We start from the raw sequence: 21,513 nt of genomic DNA on the forward strand, positions 1-21,513 counted from the left end.
GGAAGCGGTTTCCTGCCGTCTGCAACTCGCTGCGCCGGCCGGCTGCGATGCCGGCGCCCGGCGTGAGGACTGACGCGTATGGAAGGCATCAATTTTCTCGATCTGTTCCAGGGAATCGCCACTCTGGCGGCCTCCGAACCGAAGATCATGTTCGGGCGCATCTTCCTGATGCTGCTCGGTTTCCTCCTCATCTACCTGGGTTCGAAAAACATCCTCGAGCCGCTGCTGATGATTCCGATGGGTCTCGGCATGTCGTCGGTGAACGCCGGCGTGATGTTCCTCGACGGCCACCGGATGGGAACGCTGTTCGTCGATCCGCTGTTGTCCGACCCGATCGAGCTGATGAACATCATGCAGATCGACTGGCTGCAGCCGATCTACACGCTGACCTTCAGCAACGGCCTGATCGCCTGCCTGGTGTTCATGGGAATCGGCGTCCTGCTCGACGTCGGCTACGTCATGGCGCGTCCCTTCCAGAGCATGATCATCGCCCTCTTCGCCGAGCTGGGAACGATCGCCGTCTTTCCGATCGCCGTCGGGCTCGGGCTGAACGAGGGACAGGCGGCAGCGGTGGCGACGATCGGCGGCGCCGACGGGCCGATGGTGCTGTTCACCTCGCTCGTGCTGGCCAAGGATCTCTTCGTTCCGATCACCGTCGTCGGCTACCTCTATCTCGGCCTCACCTATGGTGCCTACCCGTACCTGATCAAGTGGCTGGTACCCGAGAACATCCGCGGCATCAGCATGGCCGATGATCGCGGGCCGAAGATCAGCCGGGCGCAGAAGCTGACCTTCGCGGTCGTCGCCTGCACGCTGCTGTGCCTGCTGTTTCCGGTGGCGGCGCCGCTGTTCTTCTCGCTCTTCCTCGGCGTCGCGGTGCGCGAAAGCGGTATCGACGCCTTCACCAAACTGCTGAGCGACGTGTTCCTGTATGCCGCAACCTTCTTTCTCGGCCTGACGCTCGGCGTCCTCTGCGAAGCCAACACGCTGCTCGAGCCGACCGTCCTCAAGCTGCTGCTGCTCGGCATGCTGGCGCTGACGATCTCGGCCCTCGGCGGACTGCTGGGCGGCTATATCCTGTACTACTGGTCGGGCCGCAAGTTCAACCCGATCATCGGCATTGCCGGCGTCAGTTGTGTGCCGACGACGGCGAAGATCGTGCAGAAGGTTGCCAGCGCCGCCAACGCCCGCGCCATCATCATGCCGCAGGCTCTCGGCGCCAACATCAGCGGCGTCATCACCTCGGCGATCATCGCTGCGACCTTCATCGCGCTGTTGCGGCAGTAGGGCTGGAGCGCAGTGGCAAGGCCACCACCGCATGCGGGATGCTGCACAAGCGGCAACCCGCCGCTGCCCCTGTCGGCCGGGAAAAGGGGCGGCAGATCGTCGAGCCGGAGGGCGCGGCCGAGCCGGCCGGCCGCGCCGGATCTGCCTACTTCTCTACATCGGTCTCTCGCCTGCTCTCGGCGTCCGCCGGAAAACCGGGCAGCGGCAGGCTGGTGAACAGCGTCCGGGTCTGCGTCTTCAACTGATCCTGCATCTGGTGCAACATCTTGCGGCTCTGTTCCATATAGGTCGCCATCATGGTCTGCATCGCCGGACCCTGGAAGTTCATGAACTGGGACCACATGTCGGCATGCATCTGGCTGTTGCTTTCGCCGTAGAGCTGCTGTGATTGATCCTGCAGCTTCTTCTGGAAGTCGACGAAGGACTTGATGTTGGTTTCCAGGTACTTGCCGAGGACCCCCTGCATCGCGTGCCCGTAGAAACGGATCATTTGCGCCAGCAGGTCGGTGGTGAATAACGGGACGCCGGCCGCCTCCTCCTCGAGAATGATCTGCAGCAGGATGCTGCGCGTGATGTCCTCGCCGGTCTTGGCATCCAGCACGTTGAAGCTCTCGCGGGCGAGCACGAGATCCTTGACATCACTGAGGGTGATGTAGGCGCTGGTCTTGGTATCGTAAAGTCGACGGTTCGGGTATTTCTTGATCAGTCGCGGCTGCTCGGGCATGGCGACCCTTCCTCCTTCTAGAGATGACTCGGCGGGCGCTCATCGGCGCCCGGACCGTGATGGTCACCCCACCAACTGGCCTTTGCCGTCAACCGCCGCGGGCACGCTCGGTGGTCGCCGAGCCAGGCGCGCGATCCGCTGCCAGCAGGGCAGCCAAGCGAAACTCATGGCTTTTTGGTGCGGTGCAGCACCATTATACGCCAGCAAAAAAAAACAGGCCCCGTCTGGAGCCTGTCTGGACAGAACGGCTGAAAAAATTTCTTTTACTGGTAGTACAGACCGCCGCAGATGTTCAGCGTCGAGCCAGTCATGAAACCGGCGATGTCCGAAGCGAGATAGACACAGGCGCCGCCGATCTCCTCGGGCTTCGCCAGACGCTTCATCGGCACCGTGTCGATGATCCCCTGCAGGATCTCCGGCTTGATCGCCATGACCATCTGGGTTGCCACGTACCCCGGGGTGATCGCGTTCACGGTCACGCCCTTGGCAGCCACCTCGGCGGCCAGGGCCTTGGTGAAACCGATGACGCCGGCCTTGGCCGCCGAGTAGTTGGTCTGGCCAGCCTGGCCGCGCAGCCCGTTGACCGACGAGATGTTGATGATGCGGCCCCAGCCGCGCTCTGCCATCTTGGTCGAGACCTGCTTGGTCATGTTGAAGAGGCTGTTGAGGTTGGTCGAAATCACCGCGTTCCACTGCGCCGGCTCCATCCTCGCGAACATCTTGTCCCGGGTGATGCCGGCGTTGTTGACCAGAATGTCGATCGGCCCGGTCTTGGCTTCAGCCTCGGCGACCAGCGCAACGCATGAATCGTAATCGGAAACGTCGCCGGCGACACAGATGAAGTCGTTGAAACCGGCTTCGGCCATCGCCTTGGTCCACTCTTCCGGCTTGTCGAACTCCGGATGATAGGCAGCAACCACCTTGTGACCGGCCTTCGCCAGTTCCTGGCAGATGGCGGTACCAATTCCCCCCATGGCACCTGTAACCAATGCAACACGTTGCGTCATAGATGTTTCCTTTCCTGTTGAAGGTTGAACGCTCTTATTCTGACCGATGAGGCCATCGGCGATTCTGCATTGCAGCATCCGCGCTGTCAATGCCGGCGGGCAAAGTTTTCGTTTCCGTGCCGCGGTACCGCCGGCTCGGGTCGCGGCAGGGTCTCGACTGCGCCACGGCGGCGCCTATAATCGCGGCATGCATATCGTCGCCATCGCCTGGCTGTACGTGACCGTGCTGATGGCCATGACCGAGAGCAACGTCGTCGCCGGCATCCTCACGCTGCTGTTCTACGGCATCCTGCCGCTCGCTCTCCTGCTCTGGCTGTTCGGTGGCGCGGGGCGGCGGCGGCGGGCGGCCCGCAAGGCGGCACGGACGACGCCTGCGGCCGCTGGCGATGAGCCGGAGCCGCCGCAGTGAAGGCCGTTTCCGCTGCCAGACCAGTGACATGAGCCGCGCCATGGCGAGCCGGGTGGCGACGCAAGTCGTCAGCAGAGCGGGCTGTGGTGCGCGCCTTGCCCGGCACCGGAAGGCGGTGATCGGCTCGCCCGAACGGGCTATTGGTCGTTGGCCAGCCAGATCAGCGATGCCATGCGGCCGGTCACGCGGTCACGCCGGTAGGAAAAGAAAAGCTCGTGCTGCCGCAGCGTGCAGTGGTCGCCACCGTGAATCGACCCGACACCGAGCCGCAGCAGCCGCTGCCGCGCCAACAGGTGGAGATCGGCCAGCCAGCCGCCGCCCGCCTGCACAACCGATGACTGGCCGCGACTGCAGTCGGCAGGCGCATCAGCGGCGGCGGCACCCCGCGCAAGCTTGCTGAAGGCATGTGCCGCCTGTGGATCGGCAGCAACGAACGCCTGCCGCACCTCGTCGCCCACCTCGAAAGCCTGCGCTCCGATCGCCGGTCCGAGATACGCGAGCAGGCTGGCAGCCGGAACTTTCATCGCGGTCACCGTCCGCTCGATGATGCCGGCCTGCAGGCCCCGCCAGCCGGCATGCGCGGCGGCGACGACGGTTCCGGCGCGGTCGCAGAGCAGCACCGGCAGACAATCGGCGGTCATGACGACGCAGACGACGCCGGACGCGCGGGCGAACGAAGCGTCGGCAACCGCAGGCGCAGCAGCGCCAACGGCCGCCGCGGCGTCGACCACGGTCGTTCCGTGCACCTGCTGCAACCAGCAGGGGGACGCCGGCAGTCGCTGGCCGAGCCGCTGCCGATTGGCAGCGACCGCCAGCGGATCGTCGCCGACGTGATCCGCGAGGTTGAGGCTGCCGTAGGGCGGCAGGCTGACGCCGCCGCGACGAGTCGTCACCAGACTGCGTACCGACGCCGGCGCCGGCCAGTCGGGCACGATCCAGGTCGCCCCGGTCATCGCCGGCGGGCCGTCGCGGCAGACCCCGCCATGCGGCTGCCGGCAAGGACGACCCTAGGACCCGGGCAGGTCGTCATCGTCCGCCTCGTCGTCACCGTCCGCAAGCATCTCTTCCGGTTCCTCCTGCCAGCCGTCTTCGTCGTCCGCATCGACATCCCCGTCGCCGCCGGCGACCTGGTCCGCCCACGCCAGCGCCGCCTGCCGCCGCAGCGACTCGAGCATCTGCGCCATGTCCGCCGGCAGAGCGGATCGCCAGAGCATCGCTTCGCCGGTCAGTGGATGCAGGAATGCCAGACGACTCGCGTGCAGCGCCTGCCGGGAAAAGGGAGGGCCCTTTGGCAGCCGACTGACGCCGCTGCCGTAAGTCGGATCACCGACCAGCGGATGCCCGACGGCCGTCATGTGCACCCGGATCTGGTGCGTGCGCCCGCTCTCCAGCGCGCACTCGATGAGCGTGCAGTCCACGAAACGCTCGAGTACCCGGTAATGCGTCCGTGCCGCCTTGCCCGTAGTGACGACCGCCATCCGCGTACGCTGCGTCGGATGGCGGCCGATGGGCGCGTCCACGGTGCCGGACGATTCGACCTGGCCGCGTGCCAGCGCGTGATAGTGCCGCCGGACGCTGCGCGCCTGCAACTGCCGGACGAGATCGGTCTGCGCTTCGAGCGTCCTGGCGACCACCATCAGGCCGCTGGTATCCTTGTCGAGCCGATGGACGATGCCGGCCCGCGGCAACCTGTCGAGATCCTCCGCATGATGCAGCAGCGCATTGAGCAGGGTACCGTTCCAGTTGCCGTTGCCCGGATGCACCACCAGGCCGGCCGGCTTGTCGATCACCAGCAGGCTCTCGTCCTCGTACACCACCTGCAGGGGGATATCCTCGGGCGCCGACGATTCGGCGCGCCCGTCGGGCACCTCGGCGAGCTCGATCGTCTCGCCGGCCCAGAGCCTGCGCCGTGGCTCGAGCACGGCCTTGCCGGCGACGGTCACCCGGCCGGCGCGGATCCACCCTTGCAGGCGGCTGCGCGAATGCTGCGCCAACAGCCGGGCAAGAACCTGGTCCAGTCGCTGTCCACCACACTCGGCCGGTACGTTCAGGGCGGTTCGGGGGTTTGCGCTATAATCGCCCGGCCCGGCGCGCTGCTCCGGCGCTCCGGCAGCGGCCTTCTTCTTCTCTGGGTTCTTCATCATGCGTAGTTTAGCGATTATCGCATCCCTTTTCCTCGCATCGCTGCTTGCCGGCTGTGGACTCTTCCCGGATGCGAAGGACGAAACGATCGGCTGGTCGGCCAACAAGCTCTACACCGAAGCCAAGGAGGCACTCAACGACGGCTCCTACGCGAAGGCGGTGAAGTACTTCGAGAAACTCGAGTCGCGCTATCCCTATGGCCGCTACGCGCAGCAGGCGCAGATCGACATCGCCTATGCCTACTGGAAGGACCAGGAACCGGCCTCGGCGATCGCTGCCTGCGACCGGTTCATCAAGCTCCACCCGAACCACCCGAATGTCGATTACGTGTACTACCTGAAGGGACTGATCAACTTCAACGAGGACCTCGGCATCCTTGGTATCGTCAGCAACCAGGACATGACCGAACGTGATCCGAAGGGCGCACGCGAGTCCTTCGATGCCTTCCGCGAGCTGGTGACGCGCTTCCCGGACAGCAAGTACACCCCCGACGCGATCCTGCGCATGAAGTACCTGGTCAATGCCCTCGCGTCGCTGGAACTGCATGTCGCACGCTACTACATGAAGCGCGGCGCCTATCTCGCCGCTGCGAATCGCGCCCAGTATGCCGTCCTGAACTATCCGGCAGCGCCGGCCAACGAAGAGGCCCTGTTCATCATGGTCAAGGCCTACGACGCGCTTGGCCTGACCGACCTTCGTGACGACGCCGAGCGCGTCATGCGCCGCAACTTCCCGAACAGCGCGTACTACGTCCGCGGTCTCGAGCGCAAGGAACCGTGGTGGAAACTCTGGTAGCCGGCCGGCCGCAGGGGACTTTCTTCAGCCCGACTGCTTGATCGCCAGCACCGCCTGATTGCGCAATGTGCGCAGCAGCGAGAGTTCCTGCCCCGAAATGGAGATTTCCCCCGCCCGCGGCCGGTCGGCGTAGATCATCGCCACCGGGCTGCGCTTGATGCACAGCGGCAGGACGACGAAGGTCTCGGCCGCGACCGCCCTGCGAAACCACTCCGGAATGCGCGCGGCAATCTTCGGGTCGCTGGTGTCGCTGATCAGGATGTCGACCCCGTTGGCCAGCGCGGCATGGAAGATGTCAGGCGAAAAGACGAGCGAGAAGCGAAAGCGCTTCGCCACCTCCAGCACGTCGGGACCGAAACCAAAGCGACCGAGCATCGAATTGCTGCGCTGGTCCCGGACGCAGAGGATCACCCGCCGGAAACCCATGGCGCGGTACATGGTCTCGAGGGTGATGCGCAGGACGTCGTTGAGCCGGCAATCGCTGACCAGGGCGTTGCTCACGTCCTGGATCCCTGCCAGCAGCGTGGCTGTCCTCGCCACGCCGTCGGCGCTGCCGGCAACAATCTCGCCGACGGTGCCAGCAGCAACAGCCTCTGCCAGCTCGGCCGCACCGCCGGCCACCGCCGCCACGACGACAGGTTCGGGCAGTACGCTGTCCCCCAGTCCGTCATCCACTGTCGGCAGTGGCACGACCGGACTGGCCTGCGAGGCACCCCAGCCCTTGAGCTGGCGACCGAAGTGCGTCTGTTGCAGGTTCAGGCGGATGCTGCGCGCAAAGTCCGCCACCTGCGGGAGCGCGCGGTCGACCGCCTGCCGCAGATCCTTCTCGTCGACCGCGATGGCGTCCGCGAAGCGGCTGGCGACGCGCCGCAGCTCCTTCGGCTGTTGCTCGCCGCTGCTTTCCGCAATCACCCCGCACAGTTCGTTCGACAGCGCGGCGAGGACGCGCAGGCGGTCCTCGCTGCCGACGGGACGGCGAACGCTGCCCGCCGGCAGGCGCCGCATGCTGTTGACGATCTGCCGCGGGAAACCCCAGGCCTGGGCGATGGCCATTCCCAGGTCGGCAAAGGAAATTCCGAGCACCTGCTGCGCGGCGGCTTCTTCGGCGCAGTTCCGCTGCTGCAGGACGCGCCGGATCTCGGCGCTTTCTTCCGGGAAGTAATACTGGCTCAGCAGGCGACCCAGGTTGTGGAACATCGAGCAGATGAAAGCCTCCTCGCTCTCCGGCCGGCCGGCAACGCTGCTGCAGATGTCGCGTGCCAGAACACCGGCGAGGTTGGCGCGCAGGAATTCATCCTTGAGCTGATCGGCGTTGTCCCGGTTCTGCAGGTGCTCGAGCAGCAGCACCGTGATCGCCATGCTGCGCACGGCGTCGAGGCCGAGGACGACGACGGCACGCGATACGGTACTGATGTTGCCGCCACCCGCCTGCTGGTAGTACGCCGAGTTGACCATGCGCAGGAGCTTGTTGGTCAGCGAAAAGTCCTTCAGGATCGTGTTGGCGAACTGCGAGACGCTCTGATTCTCGGCTGCGGTGATTCGGTTGATGGCGCTGACCGACTCCGAGAGCGCAGGGAAGTCGCTCTTGTGGCGCATGCGCCGCAACAGGAAGTCGATCGTGCTCTGGCGCGCGTCGCTCGCTTCGCCAACCGGGGGTGGATGCAGATGCTCGTCGAGCGCCTCGCGCATCTGCGCGGCGGATTCGTAGCGATCCGCCGGATCACGTTCGAGGGCCCGATGCACGAGGTGCACCAGCCGCTCGTCGAGCAGACTGATCGTCTCCGCCGGCAGGCGGATGTCCTCGCTGACGATCCGCCGCATCACCTGCGGCACGTCGCTGCCGGCCAGCGCGCGGCGGCCGGCGAGCAATTCGTAGAGGACGAGGCCAGCGGCGAAGATGTCCGACCGCTCGCTGCTGCGGCGCTCGCTGATGTACTCCGGTGCCATGTACGCCGGCGTTCCCGTCAACTGGCCGCCGTCGGTCGACCGCGCCTCGGCGCGCGCTGCGATGCCGAAGTCCATCACGCGCGCAACGCCGTCGTCGTCGATCAGGATGTTGCTCGGCTTGAGGTCGCGATGGATGATGCCGGCCGCATGGGCGTGGGCAAGCGCATCGAGGATCGCCAGCATGATCGGGATCGCCCGCGCCGGCGGCAAGGCACCGGTGATCTGCAGATGCTCGGCGAGGTTCCGGCCCGGAACGAGCTGAAAGACCAGATAGAGGTCGCCCTGCTCTTCCGCCGCCTCGAAGATCGGCACGATGTTCGGATGCCGCAACTGGCTGACCATTCGCGCCTCGGCCAGCAGCGCGCCGTTCTGCTGCGCGTCCGGACGGGCGAAGTGCAGCGTCTTGATCGCCACCTGCCGCTGCAGATGCGGATCACGTGCCAGATAGACGATGCTCTGCGCGCCGCGTCCGAGTTCGCGCATGATCTCGAAACGCCCGACCTGTCTGCTCAATCGCCTCCCTCCGGCGAATCGGCGTCCGCCACCTCCTCGAGATCGCCAAGCCGGCGCTGCGCCTCGTCGACCGGCAGCGCCTCGACATCCTTCAATTTGCGCTCGATCTGCCGCGTCCGCACGCCCGCCGACTCGATGCTCCGGCTCGCCTGCTCGAGCTTGCGGCGGGTCGCCTCGAGAACCTCGCCGAACCTGCCGAACTCGGTCTTCACCGCACCGAGCACCGCCCACACCTCCGACGAACGCCGCTCGATCGCCAGTGTCCGAAAACCCATCTGCAGGCTGTTGAGCAGTGCCGCCAGCGTCGTCGGCCCAGCGACGCAGATGCGCAGATCCCGCTGCAGGCCATCAACCAGTCCCGGCCGGCGCAGGACCTCCGCGTACAGGCCCTCGGTCGGCAGATAGAGGATGGCGAAGTCCGTCGTGTACGGCGGCTCGACGTACTTGTCGCGGATCTTCCGTGCCTCGTCCCGCAGCCGGCCCTCGAGCGCCCGCGTCGCCAGCTCGAGCGCCGCCGGATCGTTGCGCTCCTGCGCATCGAGCAGCCGCTGATGATCCTCGAGGGGAAACTTGGCATCGATCGGCAGCCATACCGGCTGCTGCTCGTCGGCACCCGGCAGGCGGATGGCGAACTCGACGCGATCGTTTCGACGCGGCCGCGTCGCCACGTTGCGCGCATACTGGTCGGCGGTCAGCAGTTGGTCGAGAAGCGCGTCCAGCTGCACCTCACCCCAGGTGCCACGGGTCTTGACGTTGCTCAGGACGCGCTTCAAGTCACCGACGCCGGTAGCCAGCGTCTGCATCTCGCCAAGCCCGCGGTGCACCTGCTCGAGACGATCGCTGACCAGCCTGAACGAATCCCCGAGCCGCTGCTCGAGGGTCGCGTGCAGCTTTTCGTCCACAGTCTGGCGGATCTCGTCGAGCTTCCTCGCGTTGTCGCCCTGCAGCAGCGACAGACGAGCCTCGAGCGCCAGGCGCAGGCTTTCGAAGCGCTGCTCGTTGCTGTTCGTCAGCCGCGACAACTGTTGCGCGAAGGACTCGAGCTGCTGCGCCTGCAGTTCGCCCAGCCGCCCCAGTTCACCGGCAAGCGCCTGTGACAGACGGCCCAGCGACAGCGTCTGTTCCTCGCGATCACCACGCGCGGTCGCCACGGCCTCCTGCCGTCCGCGCGCCAGTTCCTCGCGCAGCTCACGTTCGACCTGCGCAATCGACCGCTGCACATCGCGCAGGCCGGCATCGAGTGTCTCGCGGCTGTGCGCGGCACGTGCCAGGACGAGGATCTGCAGCACCAGAAGGGCAACGCCGATCCCCAGCAGCGCCTGCAGGATGCCCTCGCTCACTTGCCAGCCGGCCGCAATGCGCCGATCCTACTTCAGCGACAACGCCACCCGGCTCTCGCGCGCCTGGGCAGCGGCATCGGCCTTGCCGTCCGATGCGACGAGCTTGACCGGCAGCAGGAACATCCGTTCGCTCGGAACATCGCGCGCCAGCAGGGCGTCGAGGACGGCTTTCGCGCGGCGGTCGGCCAGGTCGCGCAGTTCCTCGTCGTCGGCAACGGTGTTGGCCAGGATCAGCTTCTCCATCTCATCGACCGGCAACCCCTTGACCATGCCGATCAGATTGCGCGGCTTGGGGAACTTCTCGGCTCGATAGACGCGTTCGAGGAGTGCCGGATACTCCCTGGCGTCGACCTCGACGCTGTCCACCGAGCCGCTCTCAACACCCTTCTTCGTCAGATCCTCACGTTTCAGTGCACGCACCTTGCTCTGCAGGCGATAACGCTTCAATCCCTCGGGGTCGCTCTGCAGATCGGCGTGCCCCTCGATCTCGAGCTTCAGCGCCGGCCTGTCGACCAGCGCCCTGGCGAGCGTCTCGAGGCGCTTCTGTGCCTCGGGGGTCAGGCTCGCCTCACCGACTGCGAAGTCGATCGTGGACAGTTCCTCGCCGCCGCCAAAGACCGATCCGAGGAGTGCGAAGGGCGAGGTGAGCGCTTTCACCAGGACATTGACGATCACCCGAACGATGAGACCGCCGATGCTGAACTCGGGATCATCGAGCGAACCCGAGATCGGCAGGTTGATGTCGATCTCGCCGCTGCGGTTCTTCAGCAAGGCGACCGCGAGCGTCACCGGCAGCTTCGTCGCATCCGGGCTGGCGACCTGCTCGCCGAACGTAAGCTGATCGAGAAACACCCGGTTCTCGGCCGTGAGCAGCCGGTTCTCGATCCTGTACTTGACGAACAGCGACATCTTGCCCTTATCGATCGCGTAGCCGGCGTACTTGCCGGAGTACGGCGAGAGCGAGGTCATCTCGATTCCCCTGACCTCCGCCTGCAGGTCGAGACGGGGGATTGGCGACAACGGGTTGAGCTGTCCACTGACCGTCAGCGGCGCGATGTTGTCGTAACTGCCTCGCAGATCGACCTTCGCCGAACTGTCCGCCGCCGACGACAGACCGCTGATCGTGCCACCGATCTTCTTCAGGTTCGCCGAGTAATTGGGCTTGATGAAATTGTCGCTGAAGCGGACATCGCCACCCTGCAGGGTGATGCGGGCGATGTTGATCGGCAGCGCCGGCTTCGCCGCGACGGCGGTGACCGGCGCCGAAGCCTTGCCCTCACCGGCGACGACCGGCGGCGCCGCCGGCGACGACTGCGGCTGCGCCTTCGCATCGTGGCGAACGATCTGCAACAGGTTCAGCTTGCCCTCGCGACTGATGATCACACGGGCAAAGAATTCACTCAGCGCCACCTCGCCGATCGCCAGCGAATCGGGGCGCAGACGCAGGTCCAGCTTGCCGAGATGAAGCGACTTCCATTTCACGAAGTCCGCCGAGTTGATCTTGTCGACGGCCTGGAAGTCGCCGACGGTCGCTTCGCCGCTGAAGCCGCCGCCAAGCGCCGCCGGATCGAATCCGCCACCGCCGCCCTGGCGAAGTTGCAGCACGCCGTCAAGGCTCACCAGGCCGCGCGTCACGTCGACGTTGAGGTGCTCGGTGACGTAGGGTTGCAGCGGCAGAAGTTCGACCGTCCGCATGGTCAGCTTGAGGTCGGCGTCGAGCGGCAATGGGCGGATACTGCCGGCAAGCTCGACTTCACCCTTGCGATTGAGCCGGAAGCTGGTCGTCACCTTGGCGGTGCTGCCGGCTGCCGTGGATAGGTTCTCGCCATCTAAACGCAGTCCCTCGATGGTGTGCGTCGCCGCCGGCGACACCGCGGCGTCCTCGAAGCGCAGCCCGATGTCCTCGGAGTGGTACTTGGCAACGGTGATCTGCCAGGCACCGCCAGGGTCCTTCCGTGCGGCCGTCGCAGCGCGCAGGACGGGCGGCTGGACGAAGTCGATGCTGCCGTCGGCGGCGCGGCGCAGCAACACGCGCGTGCCGCGCTGCGAGAGTTCGCCGATGAGCACCCGCCTTCCGGGGAGATCGAGCTGGCCGCCGCTGACCGACAGGGAGCCCGCCTTGATCCAGGGTTCTCCCTGAAAGCGCATCGCCAGTTCGAACTTCGCTGGCGACGCACCCTTGCTGTCGAGGTTGCGGATGCCGAAATCGATGCCTTCGATACTGGCGTTGAACGGCTTGCCATGCGATTCGTCGAGCCAGGACAGGGCACCGCCGCTGACCTTGGCTTCGCCCAGAGACCAGCTCACCGGTGCGGCCGGCGACTCCTTGGCCGGACCGTCGGCCGCTGCCGGCGGCGAGCGGGCAGCGAGTTCCTGATTGAAGAACTCGACCCAGTTGATCGTCCCCTGGCGACTGACTCGCGCATGGATCTCGGGCGACTCGACCGCTACCCGCTCGACGACGAAAACGCGCTGCAGCGGATCGACCGTTGCCAGCACAACGTGCAGGCGCTGCAGCGACAGCAGCGGATCGCCGGCGGTATCCTTGACGACGAGGTCCCTGACGGTGACGTTTCCCGACAGGCTGAGCGACGGATGGTCATCCTCACCGCGGCGAAAGGCGAGTTTCAGCTCGCTGTCAACGGCACCGGAAACGAGCTGGATCGGCAGTCGCAATGGCAGGTAGTCGAGGTAGGGAGCAATCTGCACGTCGCGCAGATCGACCGCCAGCTCGCTCTCCTGCGTCGCGGCGAAGGGTTTGCTGCGGCCCTGGACCACCAGCGGCGCGCCGTTGAGAGAAGCCGAGAACGCCGGCTCGACGAAGATTTCGACCGAATTCGGCAGGCTGGAAATGAAGGGCAAGGCCAGGTTGACTGCGCTGAGCTGCTGCTTCTCGCCCAGCATCCGATCGTCGAAGTCCACCCTGCCGCCGGCGATCTGGATGTTGTTCACGGAAAAGCGCGCTGTTGGCTCGGTCGATGGCGGCCGGGTCATGAACTCGTCGATCAGGTCGGAGAAGTTGAAACGGCCGTCCGGCAGCCGCACCAGCGACAGCGCCGGTCCGACCAGCTTCAGTTCGCTGACCACCGGGCCGCCACGAAAGAGCGAGCTCGCCTCCAGGTTGACGAACAGCTGTTCGAATCCCGCCACCTGGTCACCGCCGCCCTTTTCCTGTACCACCAGCCCGTCGACTTGCAAGGACAAGGTGTAGGGGTTTATGCTCAGCCCCTCTATCCTCACCGGTCTGTGCAGCGCCGCGGCAAGCTCATCCACCAGCAGCCATTTGACGAGCGGCGGCATGACGAGGAAACCGAGCACGCCGATGATCAGCAGAGCCAGGGCAATCCGCAAACCGTATTTCTTCACGCGCAGGGAGGCAGTCGCGGTGGTGGGAGGGGTGTTTTCGGTCATGACGGCAGCCCCTGGGCTGACTGGGGAAAACGCCAATTTAGCACGAAGCGGACGCTGCCGCGGCGCCGTGGCACACGCGCGGCGTCGTTGGCAGAGGTGACTGGCATGTCGCGCCCGAGCGTCCTCATCGTCGACGACAACGACCTGATGCGCAGCCTCCTGCGCAGCATGCTGCGCAACAGCGAATACGAAGTCATCGGCGAGGCGCGCAACGGTGTCGCGGCCCTCGAACTCGCCGAGCGCCTGCGACCACAGATCGTCTGCATGGACTTGGTAATGCCGGAGATGAATGGCCTCGAAGCGCTCCAGGCTATCAAGGCACGACACCCCGAAATGGTCGTCATCATGTTCACCGGCAGCCCGAGCGTGACCGATGTGCATGCATCGATCCAGAATGGAGCCAGCGGCTTCATCGTCAAGCCCTTCCACGCCGGCAAGATGCTGGACACGGTCGATCGCGCCTGGCGAGCGGCACAGCAGACCGCCAGCAGCCAGCCGGTCGCCTGAGACGTCGCCACCGCGTCGTCGCCAGCGAGCGCGCGCCGGCATCGGTAGAGGGGACCGGCAAGTGCGCCGGCACCGCCGGCCGGCCGTGGCAGGCGGACCGTGGGTGGAAGCGAGTGGGCAACGCAGCGGGGCGACCGTGCAGCCGATCGCTTCACAGCCTGCGACTCAAGCGCGATGCCGACTTCGTGGAGGACAGCGGCCCGCTCGACAGCGGCCTGGCCGTGCCGACGCGGTTGGCGCCGCCTCAAAACCCGTTCTTCCACTCCCGCAACGCGGCGAACACCGCGACCTGGTCAACCGCGCCTGCACCGTGGCACCGGGCCGATTCCACGACCTCCGGCTCGGCGCAGCGGAGGAAGGGGTTGCTTGCCTTCTCGCAGGCGATCGTCGACGGCACCGTCGCCAGGCCGCTGGCACGCGCCGCGGCGACCTCGACCGCGCGCCGCTGCAGGTAGCGATTGCCCGGTTCGACCGCGAGCGCAAAGCGCAGGTTGGACTGCGTGTACTCGTGCGCGCAGTACACGGCCGTCTCGTCGGGCAACTCCGCCAGGCGCGCCAGCGAGACCGCCATCTGCGCCGGTGTTCCCTCGAAGAGACGACCACAGCCCCCGGCAAACAGCGTGTCGCCACAGAACAGGCAGCCTGCGCCATAATACGCGAGGTGACCAAGCGTATGGCCGGGCACCGCGACGACGGCGAAGCCACTGTCAAGGCCGGCAGGGTGGATCGTCTCGCCACCGCGCAAGGGGCGGCTGATGCCGCTGATCGCCTCTGCTGCCGGCCCGTAGACCTCGGCCCGGTAGTGCGCCAGCAGCGCCGCGACTCCACCCTGGTGGTCGGCATGGTGGTGCGTGACGAGAATGCTGGCGAGCTTCAGTCCCTCGCGTTCGAGGACCTCGAGCACGGGCCGAGCATCTCCCGGATCAACCACCGTTGCCGCGGCGCCTTTGCGCAACAACCAGATGTAGTTATCCTTGAAGGCTGGAATGCGGATGACGTCGAACATCGCTGAATTTTGGAAGAACTGCGGAAAATGTCAATTCCTGTTTTCGGCGACTGGCTGCAAGGTCCACAAGGGCGCTACGTCATGGCCTGGGAGCAGGCGAGCATCGATGCCGCGGTGGCCGACCTCTTTGGCTACAATGCCATCCAGCTCGGCCTGCCGGAGATCCGGCTGCTGGCGCACAACCGCATCCCGTTGCGGCAGGTGGCCGGCGAATCTGGCCTGGTCGACGTCCTCTGCGACCTGCGGCAACTGCCGTTTGCCGCCCACAGCGTAGATCTGGTGGTCATGCCGCACGTCCTCGAGTTCCATGACGACCCGCACCAGATTCTGCGTGAAGTCGAACGCATCCTGATCCCGGAAGGAGAAGTGATCATTGCCGGCTTCAATCCCTTCTCGACCTGGGGTCTGCGGCGGAAGTTGCCAGACTGCCCGGACGGTTTTCCCTGGAATGGCAACTACCTGTCACCGAGGCGCCTGCGGGACTGGCTGCAGCTGCTGGGATTCGAGGTCGAGCGCGGCAGCTTCGGCTGTTACGCGCCGCCCTGCTCGAGCGAGCGCTGGCTGCGCCGCTGGCAGCTCATCGAAGCGGCGGGCAATCGCTGGTGGAGCTTTGCCGGTGGGGTTTACCTGCTGCGGGCGATCAAGCGCGTGCATGGCATGCGGCTGATCCTGCCCAGCTGGAAACGGCAGCGAGCAGCGTCCAAGGCGCTGTCGGCGGTGAGCAAGAAGGAAGCGAACGGGCATGAGTGACGAATCCATCGTGACGATCTACGCCGATGGCGGCTGTCGCGGCAACCCCGGACCGGGTGGCTGGGGCGTCGTGCTGCAGAGCGGCGAACGCGAGAAGGAACTGTGGGGCGGTGAAGCCGCAACGACCAACAACCGCATGGAGCTGACGGCCGCGATCCGCGCCCTCGAGGCGCTCCGGCGACCCGCGACCGTGCACCTGCACAGCGATTCACAGTACCTGCAGAAGGGCATCACCGAGTGGATCCGCAACTGGCAGCGCAACGGCTGGCGCACCGCCAGCCGGCAGCCGGTGAAGAATGCCGACCTCTGGCAGCGGCTCGCCGAGCTTGCCGGCCAGCATCAGATCAAGTGGTGCTGGGTCAGGGGACATGCGGGGAATGCCGGCAACGAACGTGCCGACGCGCTGGCCAATCGCGGCATGGACGAGCTGCGGCGTAGCCAGGCTGCCCGCTAGAACGCAGACAGGGACAGCCCCAGCGATGCGAACGATCTTCCTTGACACCGAAACGACCGGCCTCGAGCACAAGCTCGGGCATCGCATCATCGAGATCGGCGGCGTCGAGATGCGCAACCGCCGCCTGACGCAACGGCATTTCCACAGCTACCTGAATCCGGAACGCGAGATCGACGCGGGCGCCCTGTCGGTGCACGGAATCAGCCGCGATTTCCTGCTCGACAAGCCGCGCTTTGCCGATGTCGCCGCCGACTTCCTCGACTTCATCCGCGGCGCCGAACTGGTCATCCACAACGCCGCCTTCGACCTCGGCTTCCTCAACGCGGAACTGGCCCTGCTCGACATGGCGCCGATCGAAACCGTCTGCCACGGTGTCTGCGATACCCTGCGCATGGCCAAGGAACTGCACCCGGGCAAGAAGAACAACCTCAACGCGCTCTGCGAACGCTACGGGGTAGACAACTCGCAGCGCACGCTGCACGGCGCCCTGCTCGACGCAGAAATCCTCGCCGAAGTCTATCTGGCGATGACCCGCGGGCAGGAAAGCCTGATCATCGATCTGGGCGACGAGCGGACGGAACGCGGCGAGGCCAGCCGCCGCCCGGCTGCCGCCGGCGGGCCACGCGAGCTGGTGATCCGACGCGCCAGCCCGGAGGAAATCGCCGCGCACGAAAAGCTGCTGGCCGCGATCGACCTCGCCAGCAAGGGCAAGTGCCTGTGGCTGCAGCGCGAGTCCGCCACCTGACGCCACTGCTCCGCTGGTTGCTGGCGTTCGCCGCCACCTGTGTCGGGACGCTGCCTGGCGTCCTCCCAGCCGCCTCGGGAGGGGCAGGCCGCGTCGCACCGGCGCCATCGCTGCAACCCTGGATCGACGCCACGCCGAGCGGCGGCCGTCTGCAGGCTCCGGCCGGAACCTACTCCGGACCGGTCGTGATCAGCCGCCCGATCCTGATCGACGGGCGCGGAGAGATCACCGTCGACGGTGGCGGCCACGGAACGGTGGTCACCGTGCGCGCCAGCGGTGTGGTCCTGCGCGGACTGCATGTGAGGAACTCCGGCGACTCGCACGACCGCATCGACTCGGGTGTGCTGATCGCAGATGGGCACAACAACCTGGTAGCGGACAACCTGATCGATGACGTGCTGTTCGGCATCACCCTGCAACAGGCGAACGAGAACCGCATCGTCGGCAACCGTATCCGCTCGCTGGCGCTGGCTGCAGCGGAGCGCGGCGACGGCATCCGGCTTTGGTACAGCATGGGCAATCGGGTCGAGAACAACGACCTGCAACGCGTTCGCGACATCACGGTCAGCAACTCGCTGCGCAACCGCTTCGTCGGCAACAGCGTACGCGACAGCCGCCGCGCCATGAACCTGCTTTTCGCCCACCGGACGCTGGTCGAGGCGAACCATCTGCACGACAACGCATCGGGAATCACCGCGCTCAACTCGGAGGGACTGATCATCCGCCGCAACCGGATCCTGCACGCCATCGACGCCAGTGGTGCCGGCGTCGCGCTCAAGGAGAGCGGCACGACGCTGCTGCACGACAACGAGATCATCCATTGCGCGGTCGGCATCCTGTCGGACTCGCCCAGGCACGCGGTCAACCGGATGGCGGTGATCGGCAATCGCATCGCGCACAACGTCACCGGCGTCAGCTTCTACGGCGAACGAGGCGGCCATCTCGTCCTGCGCAATCGCTTCGAGCACAACCTGTGGTCGGCGCTCGTCGGCGCGGGTGATCGCGAGGACGCGAATCAGTGGTGGGGGAACTACTGGGACAGCTATCAGGGATTCGACCTCGACCAGGACGGGATTGGCGATACGCCGCACGAGGTCTGGGCACACGCCGACCGAATCTGGATCGAGACACCGATGGCGGCATTCTTTCGCAACTCGCCGGCGCTGGAGATGCTCGATTTTCTCGAGCGCTTCGCTCCCTTCGCGCCACCGACGCTGCTGCTGCGTGATCCCGCGCCGCTTGCGCGGCGACCGCTCAGGGGCGACGGGCGGACATGATGCCCCAGCAGCCTGAGGGCAGGGTGCAAGCGTGATGCCTGCGGCATGCCGACCAGGGCGCCGCGCGGCACCCGTGATCAGCGCGGGAAACGCAAGCCGGCGTCAGCTCTCGCCGGGCGTCTCCGATGGGCGCCGTGGCCGCCGCATGTGCCGCCTCGGCGGTCGCGCATCCGGTGGGCGCACCTCGCCCGGGGTGTCGGTCGCAGCTTCCGGCCGCGGCCCCTGCTGCCTGGGCTCCTGCCTTGGTGCCGGCGGTTTTGCTGCCGCCTTGCGTTGCTCGGGACGACGGCCGGGGCCGGCGGCACCCTGGCGCCTGTCGGGCTGCCGCTCGCCGGGTCGATCCGGGTTGCGATCGGACTCGCGGTTTCCTGGGGCGAGCGTGATCTCGATCTCGATGATCTCGTCCCACTGCTCGTCGGTGCGATCGCGCTCGGGGATGGTGAGCAGCTCGCGCAGCCGCCGCCGCGGATCCTGGGGGGGGGAATCGTTCATGCCTCCATTATGACTCACACTGCAGTCGTCGTTCAACAGGCATGAACGTCCGTCGCTGCGCGGCGAGAGCGAAAGACGCGCGCGCCGCGCGTCGGTTCGCCCGGAAAAGCCGCTGCCACGGCACCGCAAGCGCCGCGACACGGCCCCAGACGCCCGGCGCCCTGCGCGCTGGCCACTGCCGCGCGCCGGACGTGCGGCAGGACGCCACCAGCGCCGGTCTTCCGGCGCGGCCAGTCTGCAAGGGAGAGAGGGTGTGACGAAGCCGCTGTGGGACGAAGCCGGCGGTGGTCGAGGATCAGTGGTCAGCGCGCAGGCTGGCGGCAAAGGTGCTCTGCAGGACTTCCGGAAACTGGAAGCGGGCCATGGTGCGGTGGATGTCGTCCTGGTTGACACCGCTGCTGCTGTCCTGGAAGCGGATCCCCAGGGGACGGCCATTGGCGGCCAGGGTGGCAAAGGCGAAGCGCCAACGTTGGGCCTCCGCCAGCCGCTCGCGCAGCTCGCCTTCGTTGCTGATCTGCACGCCCGCCTGCTTCAGTGAATCGAGAAACTGCTCGAAGGACTCGTTGCTCAGGCTACCCATTTCGCTCTCCTCTTGAGATATTGTTGGTCATCGTGCCGCGCATGCGCCGACTAACGCCCGCTGCGGGTTGCGGTTGACAAGGAAGATCAAGCTTCCGGTGACGACGTGCGCGACAGTCGCCGTGCCGGTGAATGGCGGCTCGGGTCGCGCCCGGGCCGACGCCACCAGTCGCAGCCGAACGTCGGCGGCCGGAGCGTATAGAATGCTGCCATTGCCACCCGACGCCAGCGCATGCACAAGACACGCCAGCATCTCGAACTCCTCGCACCGGCGAAGAATGCCGATTTCGGGATCGAGGCCATCATCCACGGCGCCGATGCCGTCTACATCGGCGGCCCGGCGTTCGGCGCCCGTGCCCGTGCCGGCAATTCGGTTGCCGACATCGGCCGCCTCGTCGAACATGCGCACCGCTACAACGCGCAGGTGCTGGTTGCGCTCAACACGTTGCTGCGGGATGACGAGCTCGAAGCGGCGCGGCGGCTGGCGTGGCAGCTCCACGACGTCGGCGCCGACGCGCTGATCGTCCAGGACATGGGTCTGCTCGAGCTCGACCTGCCGCCGATCGAACTGCACGCCAGCACGCAGACCAACGTCCGCTCGCCCGACAAGGCCAGATTCCTCGCCGCCGTCGGCTTCTCGCAGATCGTCCTGGCGCGCGAACTGGCGCTCGACCAGATCAGCGCCATCGCCAGCGAGACCGACGCTATTCTCGAGTTCTTCGTGCACGGCGCCCTCTGCGTCAGCTACAGCGGCCAGTGCAACCTGAGCTACGCGCAGACCGGGCGCAGCGCCAACCGCGGCGACTGTTCGCAGTCCTGCCGCCTGCCCTATACGCTGACCGCCGGGGACGGGCAGGTGATCGCCGCCGACCGGCACCTGCTGTCGCTGAAGGACAACGACCAGAGCCGCAACCTGCGGGCGCTGGTGGACGCCGGCGTCAGCTCGTTCAAGATCGAGGGGCGCCTGAAGGATCTCGCCTACGTCAAGAACATCACCGCCCACTACCGCCAGTTGCTCGACGAGATCCTCGCCGAGCGGCCGGGCTATCGGCGCAGTTCGTCGGGCGAGAGCAGCTTCCTCTTCGTTCCGCAGCCCGAAAAGACCTTCAACCGAGGCGCCACCGATTACTTCGTCCGAGGCCGCCAGGCCGACATCGGCGCCTTCGCGACGCCGAAGTTCGTCGGTGACGAGATCGGCACGGTCACCCGCGTCGGCAGCGATCACTTCGACCTTGACGGCCCGCAGGCGGTGCACAACGGTGACGGGATCGCCTGGTTCGACGCCGCCGGTGAACTGCACGGCTTGCAGATCAACCGTGTCGAAAGGAACGGCAGCGGCTGCCGGCTGTTTCCACAGCTCGCTGCCGGCGAACTGGCGACCGTGCTGCAGACCGGTACCCGCATCCATCGCAACCGCGACCAGGAGTTCGCCCGCTGCCTGGCGAGGAAATCGGCAACCCGTCGCATCGCCGTCGATCTGGTGCTGCGAGAGGATGCGCATGGCCTGGTGCTGGCGATCAGCGACGACCGCGGCGTGACGGCGCAGGCGACGCTGGCGCAGCCGCGACAGCCCGCGCGCGACGGCGAGCGGGCGCGGGCCACGATGCGCGACGGCCTCGGCCGGCTTGGCGGGACGATCTACAGCCCGCGCAGCATCGACATCGCCCTGGCAACCGACTGCTTCCTGCCGACAGCGACACTCAACCAGTTGCGTCGCGATGCGCTCGCCGCGCTCGACGCCGCCCGCCGCGCCGCCTACGAGCGGCCCGCGCGCAGAGCGGCGGCGGTTCCGCCGCCGCTCTTCCCCGAGCGCTCGCTCGACTACCTGGCGGGCGTCAGCAACCGCAGCGCGCGCGCCTTCTACGCCCGGCATGGCGTGGAGGTCATCGAACCGGCCTACGAGTGCGGCCAGCAGAAGGGCGAGGTGTCGCTGATGATCACCAAACACTGCCTGCGCTACAGCTTCAACCTCTGCCCCAGGCAGGTAAAGGGAATCCGCGCCGAGCCGATGCTCCTCATCAACGGCAGCGAACGTCTGACGCTGCGCTTCGACTGCAAGCCCTGCGAGATGCACGTCATTGGCCGGCTGCGCAGGCAGCGCGCGCTGCGACTGGCGACGCAGTAGCGG

19 protein-coding genes are annotated in these 21,513 nt (G+C 66.5%); 9 read left to right on the top strand and 10 right to left on the bottom strand.

The window, feature by feature from the left end; translation table 11 throughout:
• Positions 1-78 precede the first annotated feature (78 nt).
• Positions 79-1,287 carry a sodium ion-translocating decarboxylase subunit beta gene (locus HT579_19885; GenBank protein QKS30979.1) on the top strand — a complete coding sequence of 403 codons (1,209 nt, stop codon included), beginning with the start codon at positions 79-81 and terminating at the stop codon, positions 1,285-1,287.
• A gap of 145 nt (positions 1,288-1,432) precedes the next feature.
• Here HT579_19885 and phaR read toward each other — a convergent pair whose 3' ends face one another.
• Both phaR and HT579_19895 read right to left on the bottom strand, forming a co-directional pair.
• Complete coding sequence (gene phaR, locus HT579_19890; GenBank protein QKS30980.1) at positions 1,433-2,011, bottom strand: polyhydroxyalkanoate synthesis repressor PhaR; 579 nt, start codon at positions 2,009-2,011, stop codon at positions 1,433-1,435.
• 263 nt (positions 2,012-2,274) lie between these two features.
• Positions 2,275-3,018 carry a beta-ketoacyl-ACP reductase gene (locus HT579_19895; protein ID QKS30981.1) on the bottom strand — a complete coding sequence of 248 codons (744 nt, stop codon included), beginning with the start codon at positions 3,016-3,018 and terminating at the stop codon, positions 2,275-2,277.
• Positions 3,019-3,205: 187 nt separating this feature from the next.
• On the opposite strand from HT579_19895, the gene HT579_19900 reads away from it, so the two are divergent.
• Positions 3,206-3,427 carry a hypothetical protein gene (locus HT579_19900; GenBank protein QKS30982.1) on the top strand — a complete coding sequence of 74 codons (222 nt, stop codon included), beginning with the start codon at positions 3,206-3,208 and terminating at the stop codon, positions 3,425-3,427.
• Positions 3,428-3,564: 137 nt separating this feature from the next.
• Here the strand turns inward: HT579_19900 and pgeF are convergent, their stop codons facing one another.
• Positions 3,565-4,380, bottom strand: coding sequence for a peptidoglycan editing factor PgeF (gene pgeF, locus HT579_19905; protein ID QKS30983.1), 816 nt, complete (start codon positions 4,378-4,380; stop codon positions 3,565-3,567).
• A gap of 54 nt (positions 4,381-4,434) precedes the next feature.
• A complete protein-coding gene (gene rluD / locus HT579_19910) occupies positions 4,435-5,568 on the bottom strand; it encodes a 23S rRNA pseudouridine(1911/1915/1917) synthase RluD (protein ID QKS31736.1) in 1,134 nt (377 codons plus the stop codon).
• 1 nt (position 5,569) lies between these two features.
• On the opposite strand from rluD, the gene HT579_19915 reads away from it, so the two are divergent.
• Positions 5,570-6,364 (top strand): outer membrane protein assembly factor BamD, encoded by a 795-nt coding sequence (locus HT579_19915; protein QKS30984.1) that lies wholly within the window; start codon positions 5,570-5,572, stop codon positions 6,362-6,364.
• Positions 6,365-6,388: 24 nt separating this feature from the next.
• Here the strand turns inward: HT579_19915 and HT579_19920 are convergent, their stop codons facing one another.
• From HT579_19920 to HT579_19930, 3 genes are read right to left on the bottom strand one after another with little or no spacing between them, the layout of a single operon-like run.
• Positions 6,389-8,824, bottom strand: coding sequence for an HDOD domain-containing protein (locus HT579_19920; protein ID QKS30985.1), 2,436 nt, complete (start codon positions 8,822-8,824; stop codon positions 6,389-6,391).
• Entirely contained in the window at positions 8,821-10,164 is a 1,344-nt protein-coding gene (rmuC, locus tag HT579_19925; GenBank protein QKS30986.1) for a DNA recombination protein RmuC, read from the bottom strand. The genes HT579_19920 and rmuC overlap by 4 nt, the downstream gene beginning before the upstream one ends.
• A 27-nt stretch (positions 10,165-10,191) precedes the next feature.
• On the bottom strand, positions 10,192-13,575 hold the full coding sequence (locus HT579_19930; GenBank protein ID QKS30987.1) for a DUF748 domain-containing protein: 3,384 nt from the start codon (positions 13,573-13,575) through the stop codon (positions 10,192-10,194).
• A gap of 105 nt (positions 13,576-13,680) precedes the next feature.
• Here HT579_19930 and HT579_19935 point away from each other — a divergent pair, with 105 nt between their 5' ends.
• Positions 13,681-14,082 carry a response regulator gene (locus tag HT579_19935; protein ID QKS30988.1) on the top strand — a complete coding sequence of 134 codons (402 nt, stop codon included), beginning with the start codon at positions 13,681-13,683 and terminating at the stop codon, positions 14,080-14,082.
• A 244-nt stretch (positions 14,083-14,326) separates the two neighbouring features.
• On the opposite strand, the gene gloB is transcribed toward HT579_19935, so the two are convergent.
• Positions 14,327-15,088, bottom strand: a complete 762-nt coding sequence (gene gloB, locus HT579_19940; GenBank protein ID QKS30989.1) for a hydroxyacylglutathione hydrolase — start codon at positions 15,086-15,088, stop codon at positions 14,327-14,329.
• A 27-nt stretch (positions 15,089-15,115) separates the two neighbouring features.
• Here gloB and HT579_19945 point away from each other — a divergent pair, with 27 nt between their 5' ends.
• The 4 genes from HT579_19945 to nosD are packed head-to-tail and all read left to right on the top strand — an operon-like array spanning position 15,116 to position 18,314.
• Positions 15,116-15,838 carry a class I SAM-dependent methyltransferase gene (locus tag HT579_19945; GenBank protein QKS30990.1) on the top strand — a complete coding sequence of 241 codons (723 nt, stop codon included), beginning with the start codon at positions 15,116-15,118 and terminating at the stop codon, positions 15,836-15,838.
• The gene (gene rnhA / locus HT579_19950) at positions 15,831-16,292 is read left to right on the top strand and encodes a ribonuclease HI (protein QKS30991.1); all 462 of its coding nucleotides are present in this window, start codon (positions 15,831-15,833) and stop codon (positions 16,290-16,292) included. The genes HT579_19945 and rnhA overlap by 8 nt, the downstream gene beginning before the upstream one ends.
• Before the next feature lie 25 nt (positions 16,293-16,317).
• The gene (gene dnaQ, locus HT579_19955) at positions 16,318-17,037 is read left to right on the top strand and encodes a DNA polymerase III subunit epsilon (protein ID QKS30992.1); all 720 of its coding nucleotides are present in this window, start codon (positions 16,318-16,320) and stop codon (positions 17,035-17,037) included.
• On the top strand, positions 17,004-18,314 hold the full coding sequence (nosD, locus tag HT579_19960; protein QKS30993.1) for a nitrous oxide reductase family maturation protein NosD: 1,311 nt from the start codon (positions 17,004-17,006) through the stop codon (positions 18,312-18,314). Before dnaQ ends, nosD begins: the two co-directional genes overlap by 34 nt.
• Positions 18,315-18,416: 102 nt before the next feature.
• Here nosD and HT579_19965 read toward each other — a convergent pair whose 3' ends face one another.
• Both HT579_19965 and HT579_19970 read right to left on the bottom strand, forming a co-directional pair.
• Positions 18,417-18,806, bottom strand: a complete 390-nt coding sequence (locus HT579_19965) for a hypothetical protein (protein ID QKS30994.1) — start codon at positions 18,804-18,806, stop codon at positions 18,417-18,419.
• A 295-nt stretch (positions 18,807-19,101) separates the two neighbouring features.
• Entirely contained in the window at positions 19,102-19,386 is a 285-nt protein-coding gene (locus HT579_19970; GenBank protein ID QKS30995.1) for a hypothetical protein, read from the bottom strand.
• Between the two features lie 231 nt (positions 19,387-19,617).
• On the opposite strand from HT579_19970, the gene HT579_19975 reads away from it, so the two are divergent.
• On the top strand, positions 19,618-21,510 hold the full coding sequence (locus HT579_19975) for a U32 family peptidase (protein QKS30996.1): 1,893 nt from the start codon (positions 19,618-19,620) through the stop codon (positions 21,508-21,510).
• Positions 21,511-21,513: the final 3 nt, after the last annotated feature.

This window comes from Candidatus Accumulibacter similis, assembly GCA_013347225.1.
Lineage (GTDB): Bacteria > Pseudomonadota > Gammaproteobacteria > Burkholderiales > Rhodocyclaceae > Accumulibacter > Accumulibacter similis.